The following is a 25,280-nucleotide window of genomic DNA, read 5'->3' as shown; positions in this document are numbered from 1 at the left end:
GGTTCCATTGTCCAGTATGCAGAAATATTCTCGTGTTTTTTACCTCGTTGGTTTTTTATCCATGCCACTCTTTATTTTACTACTGGTATATGGTTATATCAAACTCAACGAGATGGTGAGTGAAGAAATCCATTGGGGCCATAACAAATCCTTTGCTTTTGGACAGGCTTCCCGTGAAGGAAAACTAATCCTACTTTCTGTGACCAAATCTAGGTGTGAGATGTTGCAAGGACTTGAATGTGGGGAAGGGAAACCAGACCTCGGCACCTATGTCCTTCTTAACTATACCCCAAGAGAACAAGAATTCCAAACCCTCATTTTGGATGATCGGTTTGTTTCTTTAAAAACCGACCCACTCCCCCAATACTTCCTCCTAAATTCTGCCGGAGAAATTCGTCATATCTCGAAACAACTGCCTAGTGTGGAAGAGATGCAAAAACTCCCGAAAAAAGAATGATCTTTTTCAAATCCTGACTAAAAATCTCTTGCAACTTCGTGTTGGCTCCTATACCCTATGGGGTATAGGACAATGGAGGATTTATGTTAGGACTAACCGTTCACAGAAAAAAGAGTTTTGAAGATACCATCACCGACACAACCGAAGCACTAAAAAAAGAAGGATTCGGCGTTCTTACCACAATCGACGTTAAACACACCCTCAAAGAAAAAATCGGAGTTGATTTCAAACGTTACACCATCCTCGGAGCATGTAACCCTAGTTTTGCGCACAAAGCTCTCCAAACAACCGATGAAATTGGACTATTACTTCCTTGCAACGTAGTTGTCACAGAAGAAAAAAATGGGGAAACGAAAGTTTCTATCTTTGATCCCATGACCATGACAAAACTAGTACAAAATCCCGAACTTGAAAAAATTGCCAAAGAAGTACAAGAAAAACTAATTCAGGTCATCCACCACTTACATGAATGATTTAGAATTTTGAAAATTTCTGGGCGCCTCGCCAATGGATATTTATATCCGCATTCTATCCATTAGGCGATCCCGCTTTACGCTCCAATCTTTCTGGATGAGTCCCAGTTTAGTGATTCGTTCTCCAACCAGAAAGGATTTTCGCTGCAATCGGTGGCGCATGGGAGACTTTGTATTAACGACCATCTCCCTCGATTTTACAATTGCTGTTTCTCTTTACTTACAAAAGGCTGGTGGATTGTTTTTGGAACCTTTCACACGAGTATAACAAACCGTTGATCCTTGTGTGGTCATTCCGAAAAGATTCAGAGGGCCACCCACCGGATACTGCGCTGTTGATGCAGGACCTTCCGCCCAATCAATGTTATAATTTCCTTCACTTTGTTTGATGAGTAGTCCCTTCACAACAGAACCAGTATTTTTGTAACATGATTTAATATCCCGATTGTTGCTAATGATAAGCCAAGCAGAGGCATTGGAACTTGGGTCTTTGACACAATTGTTCGTTAATACCCAATTCCCCTCTAATATCGTCCGGGAATCATCAACCGTTGTTTTTTCTCCTGACTGGCAGTGGAAGGCAAAGACAGAAACTGCCAAAGCGATGATTAAACTAATTTTTTTCAAAATTTGCTCCTTTGCAGAAATTGATTACTTCTACAAAGGGAGATTAGAGACTAAAATTTTTGAAGGAAGTCAAACTTTTTTCTCACCAGTCTGTCACAACTCCCTCACTTCTGGGTATCCTATTCAGAGGAAAAAAACCTCAAAAATGGAGAGTTTATTATGTTAGAAAGTTTAAAAACCCAAGGCCAAGATTTACTTACCCTGGAAAGTTTACCCCCATCAACGGCAATCGAAATTGCTATCGTAGAATGTGCAAAGGAAGACTCGGAGACATACCACGAAATGCGAAAAAAAATGTTACCGCTTCTGCAAACCCAAAAAGGATTTCTTGCATGGCGAGCCTTTCAGTCAAAGACAAGAGAAGGAATCATGTTAGATCTTTTGTATTGGGAAAACGTAGAGGATTGCCATAAAGCAGGAGAAATATTACAAAATTCAGAAACGGGAAAACAATTTTTCACCTTGATGAAACAAACCTTAATCTTTGAAATGTTTGAACGACAAACACTCTAATGAAGACAAATTTACCTGAGGAAATCCAACGAATTGAAAGGGCACGGACGGGAGACCGTCGTGCTTTAGAATCCCTACTCTCTGAGGTCCAAACTTGGATCTACAATGTCATTCGTCGTATCCTATTAAACCCTCAAGAATCAGAAGATGTTACTCAAGAAGTACTTTTAAAAATTGCCACCAATCTTGCCGCTTATGATCCAATGCGCGCTAGTTTCAGAACTTGGGCCTACCGTATTGCAGTCAATCACGCATTAAATGGAAAACGCGGTCATTTAGAGGAAATTACAACAGGGTTTTCTGGTTATGCAAAAGAATTAGAGAAAATGCCTGACATAGAAATTCCAACAAACGAACTGTCAAACCCAGAAAATTTAATTTTGGTAGAAGAAGCAAAAGCATCCTGCACACTCGGAATGCTTCTTTGTTTGGATAGAGAACAACGAATCAGTTTGATCCTTGCCGATTTGATGGGACTGAGCGATCATGATAGTTCGGAACTACTTGGAATTTCCAATGAAGCTTTTCGCAAAAGGTTGAGTCGAGCTCGTAAAGATCTCTACACTTTTATGGATGATAAGTGTGGACTTATGAACGAAAAAAATCCCTGTCGTTGTTCCAAAAAAATGAAAAGTTTTCAAAACAATGGTTGGATTGATCCAAACCTTCCCCGATTTTCTATGCCTCATGTGCGGAGATTAAAGGAACAAGTAGGTGAAATACAATGTGAGTACGAAGACTATCGTAGGTTAGACTACCAACAAATATTTCGGGATCATCCTTATTTTGAAACTCCTCCCAAAATTTTGGAAGAGTTACTTACAAAATACAGTCCTGCAGTTTGAAACAGAATTGGATTGGGGCTTAAAAAAACTTTTCCCCAATCCCTTTCGAAAAACCACACATTCCAAACTAGACTTCAGCAATAAAGTATCGCTCAAAATCTATCCCGAACCCACCTCTCCTCTTTTCTCACTTTCCGCTTTTTTTCGAAATACCTCGAGGACCGCACAAAACAAAATCACGGCGCCACCTAACCAAAGCCTCTCGGGTGGTATCTCACCTAAAAAATACCAGGCCGCCAAACTTCCGTATATCGGACTTAAGGTAGACAAAGTGCCGGCGGTGGTCACAGACAAATTCGATAAACTGCGAATCCAAATTGTATGCGCAAGTGAAGTAAACACCCCGGCCAATACCACTTGAAACAAAAGGTATTTAGGTTCAGCAAACATAACAAAAAGTCCATCCGCAAAGGGGAGTAAAACCAGGGCAGTTGCAATCAACTGGGTGAAAAGGATTTGGGCACTGGGATAGTGAACATGCATTTCTTTAGTGAGTAAATTGCGAATCGCATAGAGAACTGCTGAGACCACACCCCAAACCACTCCTTGGAACATTTGGTTGTCCCAAGAAAGATCGGGCACAATGAGAAAAAGTCCGAATAAGGAAAAACATGCCAGAAAAAAAGAAAAAGGATCTGGGCGTTTACCACCAAACAATGGCTCCATGATTGCAGAAAACACAGGATAGGTGAAAAGAGATAACATTCCAACAGCCACTGTGGACACTTGGATGGAGTGAAAGTAAGTCACCCAATGCAGAGCAAATAAAATCCCAATTCCGAATACAAACAAAAAGTCTTTAAAACTTCGGTAGGAAACCGACTTACCACGAAGCCAGAAAAAAAGACCGAGCAGAATGACTGAAAATAATGCTCTACCAGAGATGATTGTAACTGCGGGAAAGGGAAGGAGTTTGGCAAACAAAGTGACGTTCCCCATAATGAGGATCGTCAAATTGAGTTCCAATACAGATCGTAAAAAGCTAGGGGAAGAAGACTTCACTTCTTACTTAGGATTCGACCCCCAGAAATTTGGCGATGGATTTTCTGTCTTTTTCCAAACTATGTTTGTGAATTTCTTCAATGGCTTTTTCCACAATCGGAGAAACGAATAGAAGACTAGAAACCACATCCACATCATAAGAACGTTTGGAATTATCTCCATCTGCTTCGTATTTACTTTTCCCTTTGATCACAAACACATTGTCTTTTCCTGGAGGAGAGATTTTGAATTCGTGAGTATTGGTAGTAATGTCAAAAGTGGACTCTTCCAAAAGGGAAAGGTCGTTGAGTGCCGCAGAAAGGACAGCAGGCATCGAACCTTCCAAACTCACCTTTCGTTTTTGGCGTATGATATTTCCATCTTTCGTTTCTTCCAATAGAGTTACATTTTTTAAATCAGGGAACTGATCTAAGTGTTTGTATCTCTCTTCTCTGGCATGAAGGAGTTTATCGAGAGAAACGGGAAATGTATGAGTTACTTGGTATTTCACTATTTTTTCTTACCTTTTTTCTTAGCGGGTTTTGATTTTGGTTTCGCTACTGTTTTTTTTACGGCTTTTTTTGGTGCCTTTTTTATAGCTTTCTTCGCTGACTTCTTGTTCGCTGGTTTGGCTGGTTTAGAAGTTTTTTTCGCAGATGGTTTTGTTTTTGCCGTTTTTGGTTTTGCTGCCGGTTTAGAAACTTTTGGTTTTGGAGCCGCTTTAGTAGGACGGTTGACCTCTTCCATCAAGGCTTCATCTTCCCAATAAAAAACTTGGTCTGCAGGTGTAGACTGTTCCATTGCCATCGCTTGTGCTTCTAACAATGAATTATTGGACTCATTAAAGTTGGCCAATTTTTGGAATAACAAATTGATTTTTGGATCTTGGAATTTGTTTCGGATGGTGGCATAAAAATTACGCGCATCTTCCCCTTCTCGGATGGCAAGCTCTATTGCTTTTCTTTCGTCAGCTTTCACTTCCTCATTTTTGTTTCGATCTAACCGATCCATTACCTTTTGGATGGTTGAAGAATGAAACTTCTCAATTTCCGAAAGTTGTTTTAAGTTAGGAAGTTCTTTTCCTTCAGCACTTTTATAGATGTCTTTGATGAATTTAATATGCTCATCACCATCTAACGCAAGTTGGCTGAAAAGCTCTCTAATTTGGCCTTCCGGTAAACTTTCGGAAAGTTTTAGATAAAAATTGAAACATTGAACTTCGTGTTCAATTGCGGCCGCAACTGCCTCAATAAAGGATGTTTTTTTTAGCGATTTCATAATCCCATTCCCCGGTTTTTAAAAACCATAGATACGATACTCGTGAGTTTTCAGTGAATCAAGTATTTTTCACGGATTGAAAATCCAACTCTTCTGCCTTTGTAGCAGAGTAGATGAGCACTTGAGCAATATAATAAGTTACCATAATTCCCATGGATGCAGTGAATCTGTCCATTTCTGGTTTTAGAAACATAGAATAAGCAATAATAGAATCGGATAGAATGAATACCAATGCCCCAAGTAATCCTAAGTAAAAAGGTTTGGACACAGAATTTCTTGCAGCAGCGCGCCAACCCATCAGACAAATTGCAGAGATGTATACACCAACTGGAATCAGAAGCGATCCAAGTTTTGGAACCAATACAAGAAAAAAGGAAGATCCAAAGAGCAAAAAAGGAATCGCAAGTAGAGGTTTGATTTTTGAGTCCAACGTGAACGCATACGAGTAAATCAATTGTGCAATGAGAAAGGAACCAAGTCCAAAAACAAAGTATCCTTGTTTTGGTAAGGCTAAAAAGCTATCTCCAAAAAGAGAAAACACAAGGCCTACTGCAATCAATTTTCCTCGTTTTTCCAATTTCGGAAAGTAGCGAAAGAGGGCTACAATGAGAATCAGAATGGGAATGATTTTCGAAGGGAGATAGAGGGCATCCTCTTTTGTGATCGTAGCGATCGCAAAAAGATGCACAACAGAATAGAGAACAAACAAAACAATTTCTTTAGCCATATTTCTTACTTTACAGGGATATCATTCTCGAGATTTCATCAGATGGAAAGCCCGAGTGATCAGCCTATGAAACAAACACGACCCTTGTCCATCCTTTTCTTAATTTGTCTCTTATGGACCCAGACTTTGTCCGCAAGAGAAGTGCCCTCCGGTGGCGAAATGTTGATCGATTTGATTTTGGCACGACCCATGGGACTCGCCGGAACGCTAGTTGGAACCGCCGCCTTTATCGTTGCCTCCCCCTTCACACTGATGTCGGGTACTTTCTTGCAGTCTGGTAGACGCCTTGTGGTTTACCCTGCAAAATTTACCTTCACACGCGGGTTAGGCGACTTCCCAGGTTATATGGAAGATTACCAAATCGTAGAGGAATAAATTGAACGAATTTCTATTTTCAGACTTTCCTGAAGTTTCGACCGAGGATTGGAAGAACCAAATCCTGAAAGATTTAAAAGGTAACCCTTGGGACAAAGTCACTTGGGAAACAGAAGAAGGTTTCAAAATCGAACCCTTCTATCGCAAAGAAGATACGAAAGACCTTCCCAGAGTTTATAAACGTAACCCTGGTTGGAATGTGACGGAAACGATTACCTCCGAATCGGAACTGAGTGATCTCTCCAAAAAAGGTGCCGATGCCGCAATCCTTATCTCTCATGAAGAAAAAGGAAATCAGTTTGGACTAAAAATAAGCTCTGCTTCTGACCTTGAAAAATTGGCTGGCCTTACGGGAAACCTTCCTTTAGTGATTTCTCTTGCCACAAGAACGGCTACCTTTTCTGACTCTTTAAAAAAACTCACTTCTTCGCATAACACAGTACTTGGTGATTTTGATCCTTATGGAACCGCCCTTTTGTGTGGGGAACTAGGAACAGAAGAAACAAACATTGGGAAAAACTTCGCTTCACTTTCGGGAACCAAAGGATTTGCCGGTGTGGGAATCCACAGTTATTATCTGCGAGATGCAGGAGCTTCCATCGGACAGGAGTTGGCCTACTCTCTTTCTTGGGGAGTGGACTATTTAAATCGTCACATAGATACAGGCGTTTCTATTGAAGATGCTGCTTCCAACATTTGGTTTTGGATGGGGATTGGTTCTGACTACTTCACAGAAATCGCAAAGTTCCGCGCCATGCGAATCCTCTGGACAGAAATTTTAAATGCTTACAAACCAGGACTTGGGGAATCGGTTCCTGCACTCATTTTGGCAAGAACATCCAGTTTCCAATTCACGGCCTATGATCCTTATGTAAACATGTTACGAGGAACAACAGCTGCTATGTCTGCTGTTATGGGTGGAGCCGATTTTGTTTCGGTATTACCATTTGATTCCGAATACACCACACAACAAGAGTTAGGCAAACGAATTGCAAGAAACTCACAACTCCTCCTTCGTTATGAATCCTTTCTCGATAAAGTGGAAGACCCGGCTGCCGGTTCGTATTATTTAGAAGTCCTTACCAAAAAACTGGCAGAAACAGCTTGGGCCAAATTCCAAACCCTAGAAACAGAAGGTGGATTTGGAGAGGCCTTAAAAAAAGGTACTATCCAAAAAGAAATCTCTACTCGTGCCGATAAAAAAAGAAATGCATTGGCTACTAAAAAAGAAATTTTACTCGGAACAAACCAATACCCTCTTCCCTCAGAAAGACATCCGGAACTCGGAATCTCATTAAAAGAAGTAGAGAAACGGGGAAACTTTTCCAACAAGTCAACATACACTCGTTTGGTTCCCATTCGCCTTTCGTATGAATTTGACAAATGGAGAAATATCACTGATGCCCATGTGAGTTCTGGTAAAAAATTACCGAAGATATTTTTACTCACCATAGGTGACTTAACCATGCGTAAGGCAAGAGCTGGTTTTAGTTCTAACTTTCTTGGTTGCCTTGGGTATGAAATCATCGATTCTCTTGGATTTCCTTCGGTCAAAGAAGGTGTGTCCAAGGCAAAGGAATTGGGAGCAGACATTGTCGTCTTATGTTCGTCTGACGAAGAGTATGCGAACTATCTTCCCGAATTTGCGTCCGAGATGAAAACCCAATTGCCAAACTCTTGGAAGTTACTTGCCGGTTATCCGAAAGATCTCATCACACAAGCAGAAACTCTCGGGATCGATGACTTCATCCATATGAAACGAAACATCGTGGAATTTATGGAAAAAGCCCAAACCAAATGGATCGGGAAATAAAATGAACAAACCTAATTTTGCAAAACTCCCTCTTTCTTTCGGTTCAGAGAAACCTGACCCCAAAGCCATTTCCCTTTGGCAAACAGCAGAAGGAATCTCCATCCAGTCTCGTTATGCGAAGGCTGATTTGGAAGGAATGGAACACCTAAACTATGCGGCAGGGATTCCCCCTTACTTACGTGGGCCCTATTCCACAATGTATGTGAACAAACCCTGGACGGTGCGCCAGTATGCAGGATTTTCCACTGCCGAAGAATCCAATGCCTTTTATCGTAGAAACTTAGCTGCGGGCCAGAAAGGACTTTCTGTTGCCTTTGACCTTGCCACCCACCGCGGGTACGACTCAGACCACGAACGAGTGGTGGGAGACGTGGGAAAGGCCGGGGTGGCGATTGATTCGGTTTTGGATATGAAGATCCTTTTTGACCAAATCCCACTCGACCAAATGTCAGTTTCCATGACTATGAATGGGGCCGTCATTCCTGTCCTTGCCTTTTATATTGTTGCCGCAGAAGAACAAGGTGTCTCCAAAGACAAACTTTCCGGCACCATCCAAAATGATATTTTGAAAGAGTTTATGGTGCGTAATACTTACATTTACCCACCCAAACATTCCATGAAAATCATCGCAGATATCTTTGGTTATACTTCCAAATATATGCCCAAGTTTAACTCGATTTCCATCTCTGGGTATCATATGCAAGAAGCCGGTGCGACTGCCGACTTAGAACTTGCCTATACACTTGCAGATGGTTGGGAATACATCAAAACAGGGATTGCTTCTGGACTTACTGTAGATGAATTTGCTCCAAGACTATCTTTTTTTTGGGCGATTGGGATGAACCATTTTATGGAAATTGCCAAAATGCGGGCGGGCCGCCTCCTTTGGGCAAAAATTGTGAACCAATTCCAACCAAAGTCTAACAAATCTTTGGCGCTACGAACCCACTGTCAAACTTCAGGTTGGTCCCTCACAGAACAAGATCCATTCAACAACGTAGGAAGGACTTGTATTGAAGCTATGGCCGCAGCCCTAGGTCACACTCAGTCCTTACATACAAATGCACTGGATGAAGCGATTGCGCTTCCAACCGACTTCTCGGCAAGGATTGCAAGAAATACACAAATTTATCTCCAAGAAGAAACCAATATCAACCGAGTGATTGATCCTTGGGGTGGTTCCTTTTATGTAGAAAAACTCACAAACGACCTAGTTCACAAGGCTTGGAACCTAATTCTCGAAGTACAAAAGTTAGGTGGTATGGCAGAAGCCATTGAGACGGGAATTCCTAAGATGCGTATTGAAGAAGCATCCGCAAGAAAACAGGCCCGGATCGACTCTGGAAAAGATGTGATTGTGGGAGTGAACCGGTTCCGTTTGGAAAAGGAAGCTCCGATTGATATTTTAGACATTGATAATACTGCTGTTCGCATTGCTCAAATCAAACGTTTGGAACAAATGAAAAAAGATCGCGATAGTACTGCAGTAGAAGCAGCGTTAAACGCCATCACCAAATGTGCTGAAACCGGGGATGGAAATCTTTTGGAACTGGCAGTGGATGCGGCAAAAAAACGTGCTTCTCTCGGTGAGATTTCTTATGCCATGGAAAAAGTATTTGGGAGGTACAAAGCAGTGATTCGTTCCATCTCAGGAGTGTATTCCTCCGAAATTTCCGAAGACAAAGGGTATCTGGAAGCAAGAGATCTTGCCGATGAATTTGCACAACTAGAAGGCCGTCGCCCGCGGATCATGGTAGCCAAGATGGGCCAAGACGGACATGACCGTGGTGCCAAAGTGATCTCTACTAGTTTTGCCGATATGGGCTTTGACGTTGATATCGGGCCTTTATTCCAAACTCCCGCAGAGGTCGCTAAACAAGTTGTGGAAAACGACTGCCATATCTTAGGAGTGTCTTCTCTTGCTGCCGGCCACAAAACTTTAGTTCCCCAAGTGATTGAGGAATTAAAGAAACTCGGGGCCGAGGATGTGCTTGTGGTCGTCGGTGGAGTGATTCCAGCCCAAGACTATGACTTCCTTTATAAGTCTGGGGCCACAGCGATTTTTGGACCAGGAACTGTGATTTCAGAAGCAGCCAAACAGATTCTGAATCTCCTCCTCGGCGAAAGAAGAGCAGCTTAAGGTTTTAAAAAAGGACCTCCATCCACCAAACACCGATTTGTCTATACGGGCAGTCGGTGTTTTTTAAATTTCCGCAGGCAGATAAAAACCATTATGGAAACACCAAACGAGGACATGGGCAAAAAGAAAACGAAAGAACCGGATCCAATTCCAAAGTCGGCTCTTTCGGTAAACCCCGGTGTCGCCGATGCCCCAGCCATTTCTCCCTACATTCGTGACCAAAGAAAAACTCTCACTCGTAAAGAAACCACAGCAAAAGAATTAGCCGATGGAGTTCTATCGGGAAACCGAACCCATCTTGCCAAAGCCATCACTCTCGTAGAAAGCAACTTGGAATCTCATAACGACAAAGCGCAAGCCATCTTAGAACTTGTGATGCCTAAGGTTGGCAATTCGATTCGAATTGGAATTACAGGAGTTCCCGGTGTTGGGAAATCCACTTTCATCGAAAGTTTTGGAAGTTATCTCCTCGAACAAAATCATAAACTCGCAGTACTTGCCATTGATCCGAGTAGCCAAAGGACCAAAGGTTCTATTTTGGGGGACAAAACAAGGATGGAGGTTCTATCCAAATCTGCCAATGCCTTCATTCGTCCCTCACCTAGCAGTGGTTCTCTCGGAGGGGTTGCCCGTAAAACCCGAGAATCTATGTATCTCTGTGAAGCCGCAGGGTTTGATACCATCATCATTGAAACAGTCGGTGTCGGACAATCGGAAACCCAAGTCCACTCCATGGTGGATTTTTTCTTGTTACTGATGCTTGCAGGTGCCGGAGATGAACTCCAAGGAATCAAACGGGGAATTATGGAGATGGCGGACCTCATCGCCATCAACAAAGCAGACGGGCCAAACGAACCTTATGCGATGCGTGCCCGGGTGGAATATGAATCTGCCCTCCATCTTTTTCCTGCTCCCGAATCCAAATGGACACCGAGAGCCACCACTTGCAGTGCGATCGGTGGGAAAGGCATTGATGAAATTTGGAAACTGATTTTGGATTATGTTTCCACAACAAAAACAAACGGTTATTATGCGAAAAACAGGGAAAACCAAACCCGATTGTGGTTTGAAGAAACCCTAAAAGAAGTAGTTCTCGAACAATTTTTTGCTAGGCCTGGCAAAAAAGAATCCATCAAAGACTCTGAAAAAAAACTAATGTCCGGCAAGTCGACTCTCTTAAAAGAAATCAAATATTTGGTGGATTGATTAAAGGTTTATCAAAAGAAAATCTTAAGACCTGCTTGGTACTCATTCCAATCTAATTCTTTTGAATGGATTTGTCTGTATTTGAATTCGAATGAAAGGTTTTCTAGGAGCGTCCAGTTGATTTGGGATACAAATTCAGGGAAGTTTCCTCGTTCTCCTGCAAAATAAGACCTGTAGTCTCCTGAAAAAAGTAAACCTACCGTTTCATAGACACGGATAAGAAGCCCTGTGCTACTCACTCCTCCCAAACGATACCCGCTACCCCAAACAGGCGATTGGTCTACTCTCAGGTCCAAAAAAGAAAACATAACAAACTGATGGCGGAAAAATGGATAAAAAGGTTCCCATGTTACTCCATATCCCCCACTCGCATAACCATAATATTCCGAAATTGGTTTATGATAATTTTTTTCTGTATGTAGAGACTTCATACCTAAATCCAAACGCCAAGAAGGTTTCCAAATTTTCTGCCCTATTGGATTTAAGGATGTCATTTCCAGAACATGAAACTCTTGAATCAATGTTTGTTTTGTATCTTCATAATACCGGGCGTTCATTCTTAAAAAAGAAATTTGGTTGTATGGAGAATATCCAAGGTATGAATCTGTAAAATCTCGGAGTACTGGCCTATATTGAATTTCACTGTAATTCCCATTTGTAGAGTTTCCATACGCCATTGCGACCTGAGATGGTCCATGACTGAGCAGCGGGTTTGACAATTTGTCAATTTGGAAATAATCTGGTAACGAATTTAAAACCTGGATGTCCCCGCGGTTTTGTTCCGCTTGTGCATATAACTCTTGGTCCTTAATTTCCATCTTTCCATAAGCTTTAATTTTATGAATTACAAGATGATCGATATAAATATCAAAAAGTAAAGTTCTCCGGATCGGATCTAATTCAGATGTCGAATCCATCTTCCCTTCTAACATTTGGTCTAATATCTTTTTTTCAGAGGAAGTCAAATAACCATATTTGTGTCTATACCTCTCAATAATTGAAGGTCTAAACTGAATCTGCGCAATTAATCCATTCTGTTTGGAAAGAACCTTTAAACTTTCTGTTGGAAGTAACATCAAAGAAATTTGCTCTGTTAGTTGAAGTGTTGGTCTTGCGACTTCAAGGAGAGTCAAAATTCGAAAGGAACAGTTTTCATCTAAAAAATAATAATCAAAATGGTTTTGTGACATTTCCCATAGATGGCGAGTCAATTGATTCACTTCTTCTTGGTTTAAGTTGAGTTTGAATTCCCAAAGATTTCGATTTTCAAATTCATTGTATTCATGGATTTTATATATATATTTTTGAATTTCAAATGATCCATGAAACCCACCGCCCAAACCATAAATCACAAACGAAATTGGATCAATATTTCCTGGAATTGTTGCTGCATAATTTAAAATTAAATCTTCGGCAACAACTCCATTTGATTTTTCCTCATTAAATTTGAGCATGGTATGTCCAAATAAAGAAGCTGGGTGTTCAGGATGAAAAGAAGCAAAAATAACCGAAACAGATTTCGCTCGCATTTGGTTCTTAAACTCTGGCCACTTCGGACAATGTTCTTCCCAAGTTGGATCTATTGGGAACCCAAAACGTTTTCGAATCCAATGAAACCTTGCAGGGAATTTACATTCCATTTGGTTTAATTCTTCCTTCGGTTTTTGAAAGAAAGCCAAATGAGCTCTCAGTTCAGAACTAGGATTAGTTAGACCATCCGGGGATAAAAAGAAGGAAGGTCCGTCAGCTAGACTTTTATACTTTTTATTCCATTTTGACGATTGGTAGTGAAGTAATACATGCCAGTCTCTTTCCAAAGAAGCGACTACAATGGTATCTTCATCGGGAAAATTTTGCTCAGAAAATAGGGGCGAAACGGAGAGACAAAAAAGAAAAAAAACAGTAAAGAGAAAATGAAAAGATTGGTTCAATGAAAGAGGAGAGAAGTTGGACTGACCAACATAAGCTGAATCAGTCCAACAAAAAACTTACTTAACGCCAGTTGCTTGGCAAGCTTCAGTTGTAGAAATACGGCTTGTAGAGAACAATCCGTGAGTCGCAGGACCTTTTGCATCAACAACTTGAGTTACACCTTCTTTGTTTAGGTCATCTAAACAAGCAGTAACAGGAGCACCCCACATTGTAAAAATTGCTGGGTTCATTTGGGTAGCAGTTACCACTTCTTTTCCGCCAACTTTAGTTTTGTCGATGCTGTAACAGTTTGCGATAAAAGCCGCAACAACTGCCATGAGTAAAATTTTCTTCATAAATTCTCCTATGAAAGTGTAACCAAAGCTATACTGGCAATCTATCAGAGCAATATTTTTTTGAGGAACAGATATTACAGAATGGCTAATTTGTTGGATGTTTTGTAGCCATTTCTACTACTCCTTGATTTTTTCGCAGGGAAAGTCTCTGTCCGTCCATTCAAAAAAAATACCACCGCGTTTTTGACACGATGGCATCTGCTTTGAGCAATAGAATGTTTAATGGAAATCATACACTAATGGCCAATCTAAAAGTATAAGGATCGGCATCCAAACCCAGATGGTAACAGAAAGTATGTAAGTTGTCTATCTACCAAATGGTATAAAAAATGCTGCCTACTACAAAGCCCTGTTCAGAAAAAACACGAGCACAAAGTAGACCCCAAACCACAGAACCAGTCTTAGTTTTATGAAAAAAGCCGAGATCCGATCTACACACTCTAGTCCCGTTTGTTTGTATTTTGGTAATTCGATGGTTTTAAGATACCTGATTCCCGGCCTTTTGTCCATTTACCAGATGGTATAAATTGTCGAGGTACTTTCGAACATCCTTCTAAATTCACCAAATTTTACATGCCTGTTTCTGAGATAAGATCCCTCTCATTTATCCTTCAGTGGAACTGCGGTACTAAAAACTTCTTCAAAATAGGCATCATACATATCTTTTGAAATGATATGAGAATAGATATAAGCCCAACCAAAAAAAGTAAGATGGTGCCACACATGGCCACGTGAAAAAGTTGTGTATTGAATTTCTTTCCCAACGCCATTTTTATCATAATACACTATTTCGGTAGTCGGTTGGATCGGATTGTAACCGGGAATTATCGCAATAGTGGCCACAGAAACGAACATACTCCAATGCATAGAAGGATCCTCACCAATTGTGATCACCATCACATTCGGTTTAAATTCATTTCTAAAATGATCCCATTCAACAATAGACTGGAAGGATCGAATCTCATAATTGGATACCATTTTTGGTAGGTGTTTCATTAATGCAGAATATGCTTTGCTACCATACACGGACGAAGAAGACCCTTCTCCATACTTTGAATACAAACTTTCAGGATATAAACCTGTGATACTTGATTTACATTCGACTGGACTGTCCGTACATAAGGCCCCTTTACGAACGATCACCAATTGAACTTTTTCTTTTATGAATGGTTTGGTATTTTTATGAACACCGTCTGGCAGTGGATTTTTGTCTACAAACAAAAGCATATTGGATGCACAATTAACAACAGAGAAAACAATAATAAGACAATGTAAAAGTTTCATTTATTTTCCTTTTTAATTTTTAAATAATCTTTGATAATTACTATTAGTAGCAAATGCCATTTCTTTTGCTGAAATATTGGGGCGAGGATGGTAAGTAAATCCATTTCTTAAGTAAACTGTTCTTTGGTCTTCTGGAACCTCTTTCGTTTTTAAATTTGGATTTGCGCCTAACAAAAGCAATTTTTCAATTTCTTCATACGAAGCATAAAGGACAGCATAATGGATTGGTGCCCAACCATATTTATCTGGGGAATTGACATTGATTTTGTTTGTTTTTATAAGGGCCGTAAGGCAAGCGAATTGGTATAAGTTATTTTTCAGGATTTGTTGCGTAATATAATTACGACGATGGTTATCCAATGTATTAGCGTTATAAATTCCAGAAAGTGTTTCCACAACCATTTGATAATTCGCATAATTAGCGTGCCGGATTCTTTCCTCTTCATTCTTGAAATTATCAAATTTGATGGCTCCACCTGATGTGTTTGGTTGACAATTGTCTCCTCCGCCGGTCATAAAGACTGCATATTCGAATAGATTGAATTCGCCAGGTGGTGGTGTAGGAGGTTTCGATTTTGCTAATAATTTTTTGAGAAAGTCGGAGCGATAGATATGAATGATTTGATGGTACATTCGATTATCAATTGATTTTTGCGGAATGGAATTGAAAATCTGATTTGCAATTTCTGTTTGTTTGATTTTGAGAAATCCTACAAAAGCGGAAGCTAAGTTTTCAGAGTCATCCAATACCCTTTTGTCCCGAACCAAAATTTTCGCAATTTCTATACTGTTCGTTTGGTATTCTTTAAATTTCTTTTGCAAATCGGTAGCAGTATTATTAGGTGTGACATTCCCACTTTGTACAAATTGTCCATACGCCTTTGTCGTTTCTACAATTGCATTCAATGCATTGCCTTTCTGTTCATAATTATGATAAGGTGGCTCCGACCGCATCCATTGGTATTCAGCCCTTGCTGCCGGATTTGCTCCTTTGGACAAAAGTAGTTTCACCATATCAACATCACCTAACGTAGCCGCGATATAGATTGTGGGAATTAAGCGGTTTGGCCCCCATTTACCAGAACCCCTTCCATTGGGATCAGCTCCTTTAGAGATCAAATACTCTGTCATCTTCTGATTGCCGGCAAGTACAGCCCTAACAATGGGTGTATAATAAAATACTTTATACTCATTGATGTCTGCACCTTTATCCAATTCATCTTGGATTTTTGCTGTGTCATTGGCATCAATTGCTTTTATAATGGGTGTGGCACAATTGGTTAGTGCCTGCAGAAAAAACAAAAAAATTAGTAAGTTTCTTACGTTTTGTAATTTATATAGAAAAAGGAACATCGAACCAGAATAACAGATAATTTTTTTAGTTCAATATCCCAAGTGGTATATATAGAACTAAAAGATTCCGAATTGGCGGGCTTTTTTTAGCATTTGGACTCTTGTATTCACTTGGAGTTTTTTATAAATTGCTTTGATTTGTTGGCGAACCGTCCCCACAGTAGTTCCAAATAACGAGGCAATTTGTTGGGGGTTGTCCCCTTCTACGATGAGTTCTAAAATTTGTCTCTCTCTCGGTGTTAAAACTTCCACCCCAACGCCGAGTGGATCCAAAGTGGTTTGGGGTTTGCGAAAAGATAACAAAACTTTTGCTGCTATCGACGGAGAAATCACACTTCCTCCATCGAGTAAGGTTTGGATGGTATCGTGTAAGGAATCCAGTTCGGATTTCCAAATATAACCCGAAGCACCATTGCGAAGAGCCGAAAAGATTGCATCATCGGTTTGTAAGGAAGAAATCACAAGGCTCTTTCTAGATTCAACAGTATGGTAGGTTTTTAATACATCGATTCCACTCATGCCGGGAAGTCCAATGTCCAAAATAAGAAGATCCCATTCCTTCAGTCCGTCGGCCCAAAACTCTTCCGCAGAATTCCAAGTGGTTAAGTTTAAATTCGGATTTTCTTTTAATACTCCACAGAGGGACGCCAAAAAATCCAAATTATCTTCGATGATTCCGATGGAAATGGATTTCATAAATCGAAGAGTCCAATAGGAAGTTTCATTTTGATTTGATAAGGCGATTCTAGGATGGTGATTTCCCCGTTCAAAGTTTTAATTCTTTGCTGTAATCCTCGTTCGCCGATGCCGGATTCAACGAAATCTTCTTTAAAGGTTGTGAGCTTAGAACCTTCTTGTCCCTCTAAAACTTTTTGTATTTCAGATATAAATTGGAATAACAAATGTTCATTCGTTCGTTCTATTAGCCAAGAGGAAGTTCCAGTCCCATGACGTAAGTCATTGGTTGTGATTTCTTTAAAGATTTGAATGATATGATGAGCAACTTCTGGGTCAGGAACTTTTATAATCGTATCTTCCTCAATAGAATTCCATTCCAACTCAATATTTCGACCCACAAGTTTGTATCTTTTTTTGATTAGCAATTTGAGTCCGTCTAACAACGATTCCTGAAATAAATCCCTTTGGTCTTCTTCTTGTACTTGTGTTCTTAAAGATTGTAAAGCTGACTCTGAAAGTTGTTTTAGTTTTTTCAGTTGGATCTCTGTTATCCCGGAAGGAGTTTTTTCCATACTTTGGCTAAGTAGGACTAAGTCTGTAAGTTGGGAACCAAGACTATCGTGAATATCTTGAAAAAAAGTCCTTCGTTTTTCTTCGAGTAACATACCTCGGTAAGCGGCAATGTACCGAGTGCGAAACCACCAATGATTCAGAAAAAAAGCAATTAGAAATAAAGGAAATATCGTAGATGTCTCTCTCCAAGTTTCTTCTGGGATTACAGATTCGTTAGCCAGATAAACTCGTCCGAAATAAATCAAAAGTACGAGTGACCATTCCAGAATGTACTGCCATACAAGTCCGGGGTAAAAGAAAGAAGAGGTAGCCATGAGTGCTGTAATGGTTAGCCAATTCCTTGGATCAAAATAAGGAATGGTAGGATCATGAAATCCGGTTTCCATTTCCACAAGAACCAAAAGAAAAAAAGTCAAACGAACAAGGATGGGTGCAATCCGAAAGATCCGCCGATAGAAAAATGAAGTACAAACGAGTAGAATGCTCAGCACCAATTCGATGCCAGATAAAATACAATTGGTTGGATCGGGAGCATTCCATTCCATATACACACTTTGAATATAAGCAAGGCAATAAGCAAAGCCGAGGAAGTATAGTTTACTGATAATTTCGGAATAAACGGCAAGAAGCGAAATAGGATCGAGAGGGTTCCCTCGAAAAAAAACAAACAGCCGATGAAACACGGGCATGTTCTACCTAAAGACCAATCAATTTTTCAAGATAGGTGAACATGGAATTCTAAATTTCTAATCGGCTAATGTGTTCTAACAAAAGTTTTAGATCATCGTCGAACATCTGGTTAAATTCAAGGCCCACTTCATAAAAAGCCCCCTCTCCAAATTCTTCCAAACGTACAACCTTGGCTTTCGGGTACAAAACGTACTTAACATCGGGGAATCTTAATTCTAATTCCAACCTTGTTCCAAGAGACATGGGTTCTTTGGTTCGGAACAACAATCCACCTTCAGAAATGTCTTGGGATTCCCCTTCCCCTTTGTCTTTGGGTAAAAACTGGGCCGAGCCGGCACCCGATTGGATCACTCGGTATGTGAGATGGACTTTTTCGGAGATTCGTTTGTAGATTCGGCGTTCGCTGGACATGTAAGCAAGGGAACGCCGAATTCAAAGTTTGGGCAAGTTTAAATTTATGCCAGAGAATCCATAAGTTTTGAGCTTAGTCCTCTAAATCCTCTGGTCGGATTTCAAAATCAGGACGGAAGGCTCCTTCGATTTTTTCACGCAACCGATCAATGTACCCAAACACAGCAGGCACCACAATGAGAGTGATGAGAGTCGAAAGGACAAGTCCCCCGATGATAGCAATTCCCATGGCAGTTCTTGATTTAGATGCTTCTCCAATTCCCAGAGCAATCGGTAGAGTTCCCGCAATCATCGCAAGGGATGTCATAAGGATGGGGCGAAGTCGTTTGGAACCCGCATCAAAGATGGCTTCATCTCTAGTCATTCCATGTTCTTTCATGGCAAGGATAGCGTGATCCACAAGGAGGATGGAGTTTTTGGCCACAAGTCCCATAAGGAGAATGAGTCCAATCATACTAAATAGATTCAGCATCTCACCCGTCAGAGCCAAAGCAAAAAAAGCACCCGAAATGGCTGGTGGGATCGCAAAAAGGATGGTGATCGGTGTGATAAAAGACTCATAAAGAGAAGCTAACACAAGATAGATGAATATAAGTGCCATACCAAAAGCGAGGATTATGTTTTGTAACAGTTCCTTAAAGTCTTCCGATTGGCCCACAAAGGAATAAGTGATTCCCGGAGGTGGAGGGAGTTTTTCTTTTAATATCTTTGCTGCTGATTCAGATGCAGAAGCAATGGCTCCTCCTGGAGCTAGATTTGCGTTGATTGGAACCACACGGGATCTGTCTTCTCGGATGATTCTTGCAGGAGAACTACTTTCTTTTCCTTCCGCAATGGCACTGAGAGGGATAAGGCGGTTCTGGATGTTTGGCACTCGGGTTTCATAGAAGGACTTACGAAGGTTTCGTTGTTCTTCTTTCAGCCTTAGGCGGACGTCATATTCAATTCCGTTTTCCAAATACTTCGCCACTTCTCCACCTTCAATGTGGTAACGAAGCTCAGCCCCCATCACACCAGCAACGACACCCACCGTTTGCATTTTGGCACGGTTTGGAACCACTTGGAATTCTGGTTTTCCGGTTCGGTAGGTTGTGTCCACATCGGTTAGGTCAGGAACTTTGCGCAGTTCTTCCATCACTTTGAAAGAATAGGTTTCTAAGTCTTTTAGGTTTTCCCCTTTTAGATTTAAGTTGAATGGGTATTGCACCCCACCACCTATCGCCGAATAGTCGTTCACTTTGGGTCTTGCTTGCGGGTAGGCTTTTAGAAATTCGCGGATTTGGTCTTTCACATCTCCTGTGGTTCGTTTGCGATATTCGGCAGGAAGAAGTGCCACACCAATCGTTGCAATATTAGATTCCCCATCACTATTTCCAACAACCGTAGCAAGAAGTTCTAATTCAGGAATAGTTTTGATAATTTCATTTTGAATTTGTTCTACTGTTTCGGATGTTCCTTGTAAGGAAGTTCCAGGAGCCATTTCCACGTTCACCATAAATTCCCCTTGGTCGTTGGCCGGCAGAAAGGTTTTTTTCACAAACGCCAGCGAGAAGATACTGGTAATCAAAGTAAGAAAAGTAAGTAAAATGACTGCCCATGGTTTTTTTAGGGCAAACTTCATGATGATTCCGTACATTCTGTCCAGAAAATCTTGAAATTTATCAAAGTTACGAAGTACAAAATTTTTCTTTTTATGGATGTCTGTTTTTCCTGCAAAATAAGCAGATAACATGGGTGCGACAGTCAGACCATCAAAAAGCGAAATGATCATGGCAAAGACAACCGTCAGTCCAAATTGTTTAAAAAACTGGCCTACAATCCCTGAAAGAAATCCAATCGGAAGAAATACAGCAATGACTGTTAGGGAAGTCCCGATAACGGCAAGTGTCACCTCTTCTGTTCCTTTCCTTGCCGCAACAATGACGGATTCCCCTTCTTCTAATTTACGGAAAATATTTTCCCGAACCACAATGGCGTCATCCACAAGAAGTCCAACCGCAAGGGACAGAGCAAGGAGAGTCATTACGTTCATGGTAAAACCCATGGCATACATAATGATAAAGGCACCTAACATAGAGTTGGGGAGGGCCATACCAGTAATGAGAGTGGAACGAACGTTCCCGAGAAAGAGATACACAACAATAACTGCAAGTAAGATCCCAAGAATGATGGCTATGGTTACATCTTCAATATTTGCACGAATCCATTTGGATCCATCTCGAATCAAAATAACTTTCGGTGCCCCTTTGAGGTCTTTGATTTGAGCATTGATGGTATCAATTTTGCCAAGGATTCCATCGGCAACTTCTACAGTGTTGGCTCCTGATTGTTTGTATACATCCAAGAAAAGGGCTTTTTTTTGGATCCTTTCTTTTTTAGGAGCATCGTATTTAAATAATAATTTCCCAATGAGGGAAGGTTCCTCGTGTTCTTCTGCACTGATCGGCGCATACAACATACCCAGCGTTTGGCGGTCCTGAAGGGTGTCCTTAACTTGGCCCAAATCTTTTACAAGAACCCCTCGCCCAAACTCTCCACCAAAAGATACGACCGTGTTTTCTATTTGAGATAAGGATTCATATTTGGCAACCGTTCGAAAGGAGGTTTCTTTATCGCCACCTTCTACTTTTCCGGCAGGAATGTTCACACCAGAATTTTTGATTTGGTTTCCAATGGAGATGGCGGGAACTTGGAAGGCATTGATTTTGTTTCGATCAAGCTCTATATGAATTTCTCTACGAGATCCACCGATGATTTTGACAGCACCTACGTTGTTTACTTGTTCGAGTTTGGTTTTGATTTTCTCTTTTGCCAAATCATAGAGTTCCCCCTCCGGTAGATCAGCAAAAAGTGAGATCCGCATGATGGGTTGGTCAGAAGGATCAAACCTTTGCACTAGTGGTTCTTTTGCCGAATCGGGGAAGAGAGGTTTCACACGAGCTGTTTTATCCCGAACCTGTTGTTCGGCGTATTTGATGTCTGTGGTTAGGTTGAACTCGGCAAACACCATAGAGATTCCCTCTTGGTTTCTAGATGTGATTCGTTTGAGACCAGAAATGGAACTGAGTTCTTCTTCCAATGGTTTGGAAATCGAAGTTTCAATCTCTTCTGGACCGGCACCAGGATATACAGTCGAAACCACAACGAAGGGAATATTGATGTCGGGAAAAAGATCAACTCCAATTCGTTTTAGGGAAATAAAACCAGTAATCACCATGATGATCACTAGTGAGGATATGAAAATAGGTCGTTTGATGGAAAAGGAAGCAATACTCATAAATCTTTTTCTCTATTTGAGCAATTTATATTCTTGAAGACAAGCAATACCGGAACTCTCTCTATAAGTAGACAGTAACGTTGACTTACTATTCAAGATTTTTGTTCGGTTTTCAAATTTTTCTTCGACAAAACTATCAGGACAAACATCACTTAATAAAAGAACAGAATCAAAATCTGTCCATTCTTTCCATCGGTATTTGTGGTCATTTCGTACCATCCCTGTTTTATAAGTCTTCAACTTCATTGCAAGATCAAAATCGGAAGCAAGCACACGACCACGAGAACCATATTTTTCCTCAAAATGAAAAGCATTGATAAGAACATATTTTTTGTCAGGTGATATTTGTTCGGCGATCTCTCTTGCTGGTTGAAAATCACTCGCATTCATTCCCCGGTAACAAAACATTTTCGTTTTATAAAATTCTCCAGACAAAATGCCTTGAGAATATATAGAATTGGAAAATACAAAAAGAGAGGTGAGTAAAAATACCGAAACTGAAGCCAATCTTTCCATTTTGTTATCAGCGAGTTCGTACAAACGCAATATCCAAAGAAAGCCAACAAGTCCAATGGCAGGGATAAATTGCAAAACATGCCTTGGTTGTTTGTTCCCGGTAGTAAGTTCCAAAATGAGAAGTTCTAAAAATAGAATGAGAGTTCCTGCAAGGAGGGGATCCTTTAATTTTGTTTGGAATTTGGTTCCCGATCGAAAAAGAAAATACAACAAAGACAAAACAGAAAAAAGAATGAGAGTGCGAAATCCCCAGATAAAGTCGAACACTCCTGGTGTGGAAGGATCAAGACCTGGTTCTGTCCAAAGTGTTAAGAAAAAACTGCGAGTGTATGCATTCACAATCATCTGAGCATCGATGAGTGCATTCACGCGGTCCGGGTTCATAAATAACCATAAAAATGAAGGGAAAATGGCATAAACCCAAAGGACCACTGCCGTTTTTGGAAATACTTTTTGAATTGTATCCCGTTTGCGAAAAAAATAAACAGAAAGATCCACAAACAAAACAAAGGTGATCCCAAACATAAATTGTTTGAATCCTTTTTGGTTTAAATTGATTTTTGTAACCACTCGAAGTATGGGCAAAGAAAAAACCATTAACACAACAAAGACTAGGTAGATGAGTCGAATGCCTTTGGCATAATTTTTTAATAGATAGAGTAAAACATCTTTGTATGTGGCCGGAGATCTTAAGAGTTCATAAGCAAAACATGCCATAAAGAATAAAATCCCATACGGGTATTTAGTAAAATAAAATCCGAATAGAGAAAAGAAAACAAGCCACTTGGTCCCAGAATCAATTTCCGATTCCCGATTATCCACATCATACAACCGATAAATGGCATAGATAGAAAACAAAAGAAAGAACATAGACTGGGTTTCTAACATCGAAGAAAGAGAATACGCAGGTACTTCTCCCGTCTGGATGGTGAGAATAAAAATAAGGCCTGAAATGATTCCTGACCAAAGGAGAGACTTTGTTATGCGATAAGATATATAAACCAAAGCCGGATAAACCAAAACCAAAAACAAAAGCCCTAAAAAAGAATCACGATAGGTTTCATAAGCATCGATTGGCAAATAGAGCGTAACAAACGTTAACAGGGAACGGAGAGGGGGCCAAGTGGGACTTTCCAAAAAAGGCAAAATTCCTCGAACCCAATTTCCATTGCGGAAGTCGACATACTGGTCAAGTACCTGGTTCAGTCGAATATTCTCATCCCAAGACAAAAAATCTTTGTTGGGACAGAGACTAAGAAATGTCTCCCATGATTTTGTAGCATAGAATACTACCAACGAAACACCTAAAATGATGAAAATGAGCCCCAAAAAACTGGGAAGAATGTCTTTTGCCTTCATACCAATCCTTGGAATCATTCTTTCTTTGGGGTCGGCTTGGAATCAACCGAAGTTCTTTTTCCGTAATTTTTCTCTTTGATTGTTGTCCAAGGTAAAGAATTCTGTCCGTTAGAAGGTTCCAAAATGCAAGATTTCGTAGACCTTGGGGAAAAAATCATTTTCCTCGTTATGTTATTCGCAAGTATTCTCGCGATTGCCGTATTTATTGAAAGGTTAATTGTTTATAAACGTAATTTTAACAAAGAATCAGAGTCTCTTCTGGATTCTCTCACTCTCCTTGTTCGTCACAGAGACCTAAAAGGTACAGAAAAACTATTGGAAACCCATCCCATGGAGAATTCCTACACTCGGTTCATGCATTTTGTTTTGGAACGAGAAAAGGAAAACCACAAAGGCCTAGAGGAACTGATGGAAGGGAAAATTCTAAAAGAACGTTTGGGTCTGGAAGAAAGACTTCCAATTCTCAACACCCTCGGCAATAACACTCCCTTCATCGGATTACTTGGAACGGTTCTTGGGGTTATCAAAGCTTTTTATGGACTGGGGACACTTGGTAACTCGGGAGCAGAAGTGGTGATGCGTAGTATTTCCACTGCCCTACTCGCCACAGCGGCAGGACTTGCGGTTGCGATTCCGGTGGTGATGGCAAACAATTACTTCACTCGTAAAATGAAACTCATCATTGGTCACTTGGAAATCCTTTCCAAAGAAATCCATGCCAGTTTCATCACTAGCGGAAAACATAACCAATCTTCTAGCTCGACTCCGAATATCCATCATTAGTAAGTAATATCATGAAGTCATTTACCTTGTATCTGCAATATAAACTGAGGCGGTTCGGACTTTTCCGTGCTAGTCTATTTGCCTCAGTAGGATTGCATGTATTTTGCTATTTGATTTATTTTATACTGACCCTTCCTAGTAATGCTGCCTTTCAAGAAACATCGATGGAAGATATGGATGTTTCGTTTGAAGAGATTCCTCCAGAACTGATCGGTGGGACGTCAAGTCCCGCTCCAGTAGAAAAACAAGAATGGGTGGAAGGATCAAACAAAGATGCGGAAGAAAAACCAGACAATTCAGATTTGAATCCAAACCAACTTTCGGGAAATGGAACTGACAAAGATGGGTATTTATTTTCTTTCAATGGAGATCGTCCTCCGACTCCTATCATTGATTTTGATTTGAAAGCCTATTTTCCTGAAGCTGCCAAAGCCGCCAATATCAGCCAACGAACAGTCGTTGTGATGGTGCAAGTGGACGAACATGGAGTCCTCCAAGGTGCGAAAATTGTTTCGGGTAGAGCAGGATACGGGTTTGATGAAGCCGCCATTCGGATCATCCAAAGAGCTCGGTTTTCTCCTGGATACGATAAAGGAAAACCAACACGAATGGCACATCGACTTCCTATCAGTTTTGATTTAGAAGAGGATTAAA

At 40.5% G+C, this 25,280-nt stretch carries 24 protein-coding genes; 10 read left to right on the top strand and 14 right to left on the bottom strand.

Annotation, left to right across the window (positions count from 1 at the left end; genetic code table 11):
* Window positions 1-16: 16 nt before the first annotated feature.
* Window positions 17-457, top strand: coding sequence for a hypothetical protein (locus LEP1GSC199_RS08585; protein WP_002980652.1), 441 nt, complete (start codon window positions 17-19; stop codon window positions 455-457).
* Between the two features lie 83 nt (window positions 458-540).
* Window positions 541-930 carry a DUF302 domain-containing protein gene (locus LEP1GSC199_RS08580; RefSeq protein ID WP_002980680.1) on the top strand — a complete coding sequence of 130 codons (390 nt, stop codon included), beginning with the start codon at window positions 541-543 and terminating at the stop codon, window positions 928-930.
* Window positions 931-1,146: 216 nt separating this feature from the next.
* Here LEP1GSC199_RS08580 and LEP1GSC199_RS08575 read toward each other — a convergent pair whose 3' ends face one another.
* The gene (locus LEP1GSC199_RS08575; protein ID WP_002980798.1) at window positions 1,147-1,557 is read right to left on the bottom strand and encodes a hypothetical protein; all 411 of its coding nucleotides are present in this window, start codon (window positions 1,555-1,557) and stop codon (window positions 1,147-1,149) included.
* Between the two features lie 159 nt (window positions 1,558-1,716).
* On the opposite strand from LEP1GSC199_RS08575, the gene LEP1GSC199_RS08565 reads away from it, so the two are divergent.
* Both LEP1GSC199_RS08565 and LEP1GSC199_RS08560 read left to right on the top strand, forming a co-directional pair.
* Window positions 1,717-2,070 carry an antibiotic biosynthesis monooxygenase family protein gene (locus LEP1GSC199_RS08565; protein WP_002980593.1) on the top strand — a complete coding sequence of 118 codons (354 nt, stop codon included), beginning with the start codon at window positions 1,717-1,719 and terminating at the stop codon, window positions 2,068-2,070.
* Window positions 2,070-2,915: an RNA polymerase sigma factor gene (locus LEP1GSC199_RS08560; protein WP_002980718.1), complete on the top strand. Its 846-nt coding sequence runs from the start codon at window positions 2,070-2,072 to the stop codon at window positions 2,913-2,915. The genes LEP1GSC199_RS08565 and LEP1GSC199_RS08560 overlap by 1 nt, the downstream gene beginning before the upstream one ends.
* Before the next feature lie 99 nt (window positions 2,916-3,014).
* On the opposite strand, the gene LEP1GSC199_RS08555 is transcribed toward LEP1GSC199_RS08560, so the two are convergent.
* The 4 genes from LEP1GSC199_RS08555 to LEP1GSC199_RS08540 are packed head-to-tail and all read right to left on the bottom strand — an operon-like array spanning window position 3,015 to window position 5,901.
* Entirely contained in the window at window positions 3,015-3,869 is an 855-nt protein-coding gene (locus LEP1GSC199_RS08555; RefSeq protein WP_232420732.1) for a DMT family transporter, read from the bottom strand.
* Between the two features lie 55 nt (window positions 3,870-3,924).
* Window positions 3,925-4,407, bottom strand: coding sequence for a DUF2505 family protein (locus LEP1GSC199_RS08550; RefSeq protein WP_002980781.1), 483 nt, complete (start codon window positions 4,405-4,407; stop codon window positions 3,925-3,927).
* Entirely contained in the window at window positions 4,407-5,174 is a 768-nt protein-coding gene (locus LEP1GSC199_RS08545) for a ferritin-like domain-containing protein (protein WP_002980630.1), read from the bottom strand. The genes LEP1GSC199_RS08550 and LEP1GSC199_RS08545 overlap by 1 nt, the downstream gene beginning before the upstream one ends.
* Before the next feature lie 58 nt (window positions 5,175-5,232).
* On the bottom strand, window positions 5,233-5,901 hold the full coding sequence (locus LEP1GSC199_RS08540; RefSeq protein ID WP_002980824.1) for a lysoplasmalogenase: 669 nt from the start codon (window positions 5,899-5,901) through the stop codon (window positions 5,233-5,235).
* Between the two features lie 66 nt (window positions 5,902-5,967).
* Between LEP1GSC199_RS08540 and LEP1GSC199_RS08535 the strand changes: the two genes are divergently transcribed.
* The 4 genes from LEP1GSC199_RS08535 to meaB all read left to right on the top strand — a co-directional run bounded on the left by LEP1GSC199_RS08535 (window position 5,968) and on the right by meaB (window position 11,435).
* Window positions 5,968-6,276: a hypothetical protein gene (locus tag LEP1GSC199_RS08535; protein ID WP_083901935.1), complete on the top strand. Its 309-nt coding sequence runs from the start codon at window positions 5,968-5,970 to the stop codon at window positions 6,274-6,276.
* Window position 6,277: 1 nt separating this feature from the next.
* Window positions 6,278-8,089, top strand: a complete 1,812-nt coding sequence (locus LEP1GSC199_RS08530) for a methylmalonyl-CoA mutase family protein (protein WP_002980759.1) — start codon at window positions 6,278-6,280, stop codon at window positions 8,087-8,089.
* A 1-nt stretch (window position 8,090) separates the two neighbouring features.
* A complete protein-coding gene (gene scpA / locus LEP1GSC199_RS08525) occupies window positions 8,091-10,229 on the top strand; it encodes a methylmalonyl-CoA mutase (RefSeq protein ID WP_002980591.1) in 2,139 nt (712 codons plus the stop codon).
* 93 nt (window positions 10,230-10,322) lie between these two features.
* A complete protein-coding gene (gene meaB / locus LEP1GSC199_RS08520) occupies window positions 10,323-11,435 on the top strand; it encodes a methylmalonyl Co-A mutase-associated GTPase MeaB (RefSeq protein ID WP_002980677.1) in 1,113 nt (370 codons plus the stop codon).
* Window positions 11,436-11,446: 11 nt separating this feature from the next.
* On the opposite strand, the gene LEP1GSC199_RS08515 is transcribed toward meaB, so the two are convergent.
* The 9 genes from LEP1GSC199_RS08515 to LEP1GSC199_RS08475 form a co-directional block, all read right to left on the bottom strand.
* Window positions 11,447-13,366: an Lnb N-terminal periplasmic domain-containing protein gene (locus LEP1GSC199_RS08515; RefSeq protein WP_002980614.1), complete on the bottom strand. Its 1,920-nt coding sequence runs from the start codon at window positions 13,364-13,366 to the stop codon at window positions 11,447-11,449.
* Between the two features lie 57 nt (window positions 13,367-13,423).
* Complete coding sequence (locus LEP1GSC199_RS08510; RefSeq protein WP_002980658.1) at window positions 13,424-13,702, bottom strand: hypothetical protein; 279 nt, start codon at window positions 13,700-13,702, stop codon at window positions 13,424-13,426.
* Between the two features lie 600 nt (window positions 13,703-14,302).
* Window positions 14,303-14,986 (bottom strand): hypothetical protein, encoded by a 684-nt coding sequence (locus LEP1GSC199_RS08505; RefSeq protein ID WP_002980859.1) that lies wholly within the window; start codon window positions 14,984-14,986, stop codon window positions 14,303-14,305.
* Between the two features lie 12 nt (window positions 14,987-14,998).
* Window positions 14,999-16,288: an ankyrin repeat domain-containing protein gene (locus LEP1GSC199_RS08500; RefSeq protein ID WP_232420730.1), complete on the bottom strand. Its 1,290-nt coding sequence runs from the start codon at window positions 16,286-16,288 to the stop codon at window positions 14,999-15,001.
* A gap of 108 nt (window positions 16,289-16,396) precedes the next feature.
* Window positions 16,397-17,035 (bottom strand): response regulator transcription factor, encoded by a 639-nt coding sequence (locus LEP1GSC199_RS08495; RefSeq protein ID WP_002980785.1) that lies wholly within the window; start codon window positions 17,033-17,035, stop codon window positions 16,397-16,399.
* Window positions 17,032-18,279 carry a sensor histidine kinase gene (locus tag LEP1GSC199_RS08490; protein WP_002980745.1) on the bottom strand — a complete coding sequence of 416 codons (1,248 nt, stop codon included), beginning with the start codon at window positions 18,277-18,279 and terminating at the stop codon, window positions 17,032-17,034. Before LEP1GSC199_RS08490 ends, LEP1GSC199_RS08495 begins: the two co-directional genes overlap by 4 nt.
* A gap of 49 nt (window positions 18,280-18,328) precedes the next feature.
* Window positions 18,329-18,691, bottom strand: coding sequence for a PilZ domain-containing protein (locus LEP1GSC199_RS08485; protein ID WP_002980800.1), 363 nt, complete (start codon window positions 18,689-18,691; stop codon window positions 18,329-18,331).
* Between the two features lie 73 nt (window positions 18,692-18,764).
* The gene (locus LEP1GSC199_RS08480; protein WP_002980708.1) at window positions 18,765-21,968 is read right to left on the bottom strand and encodes an efflux RND transporter permease subunit; all 3,204 of its coding nucleotides are present in this window, start codon (window positions 21,966-21,968) and stop codon (window positions 18,765-18,767) included.
* A 12-nt stretch (window positions 21,969-21,980) separates the two neighbouring features.
* On the bottom strand, window positions 21,981-23,861 hold the full coding sequence (locus tag LEP1GSC199_RS08475; RefSeq protein WP_039926425.1) for a hypothetical protein: 1,881 nt from the start codon (window positions 23,859-23,861) through the stop codon (window positions 21,981-21,983).
* A gap of 105 nt (window positions 23,862-23,966) precedes the next feature.
* Here LEP1GSC199_RS08475 and LEP1GSC199_RS08470 point away from each other — a divergent pair, with 105 nt between their 5' ends.
* Both LEP1GSC199_RS08470 and LEP1GSC199_RS08465 read left to right on the top strand, forming a co-directional pair.
* The gene (locus LEP1GSC199_RS08470) at window positions 23,967-24,626 is read left to right on the top strand and encodes a MotA/TolQ/ExbB proton channel family protein (protein ID WP_015682892.1); all 660 of its coding nucleotides are present in this window, start codon (window positions 23,967-23,969) and stop codon (window positions 24,624-24,626) included.
* Window positions 24,627-24,637: 11 nt separating this feature from the next.
* Complete coding sequence (locus LEP1GSC199_RS08465) at window positions 24,638-25,279, top strand: energy transducer TonB (protein WP_039926423.1); 642 nt, start codon at window positions 24,638-24,640, stop codon at window positions 25,277-25,279.
* Window position 25,280 lies beyond the last annotated feature (1 nt).

Source organism: Leptospira vanthielii serovar Holland str. Waz Holland = ATCC 700522 (assembly GCF_000332455.1).
Lineage (GTDB): Bacteria > Spirochaetota > Leptospiria > Leptospirales > Leptospiraceae > Leptospira_A > Leptospira_A vanthielii.
Note: the sequence above shows the minus strand (reverse complement) of the source record. Positions and strands in the feature narration are given on the sequence as shown.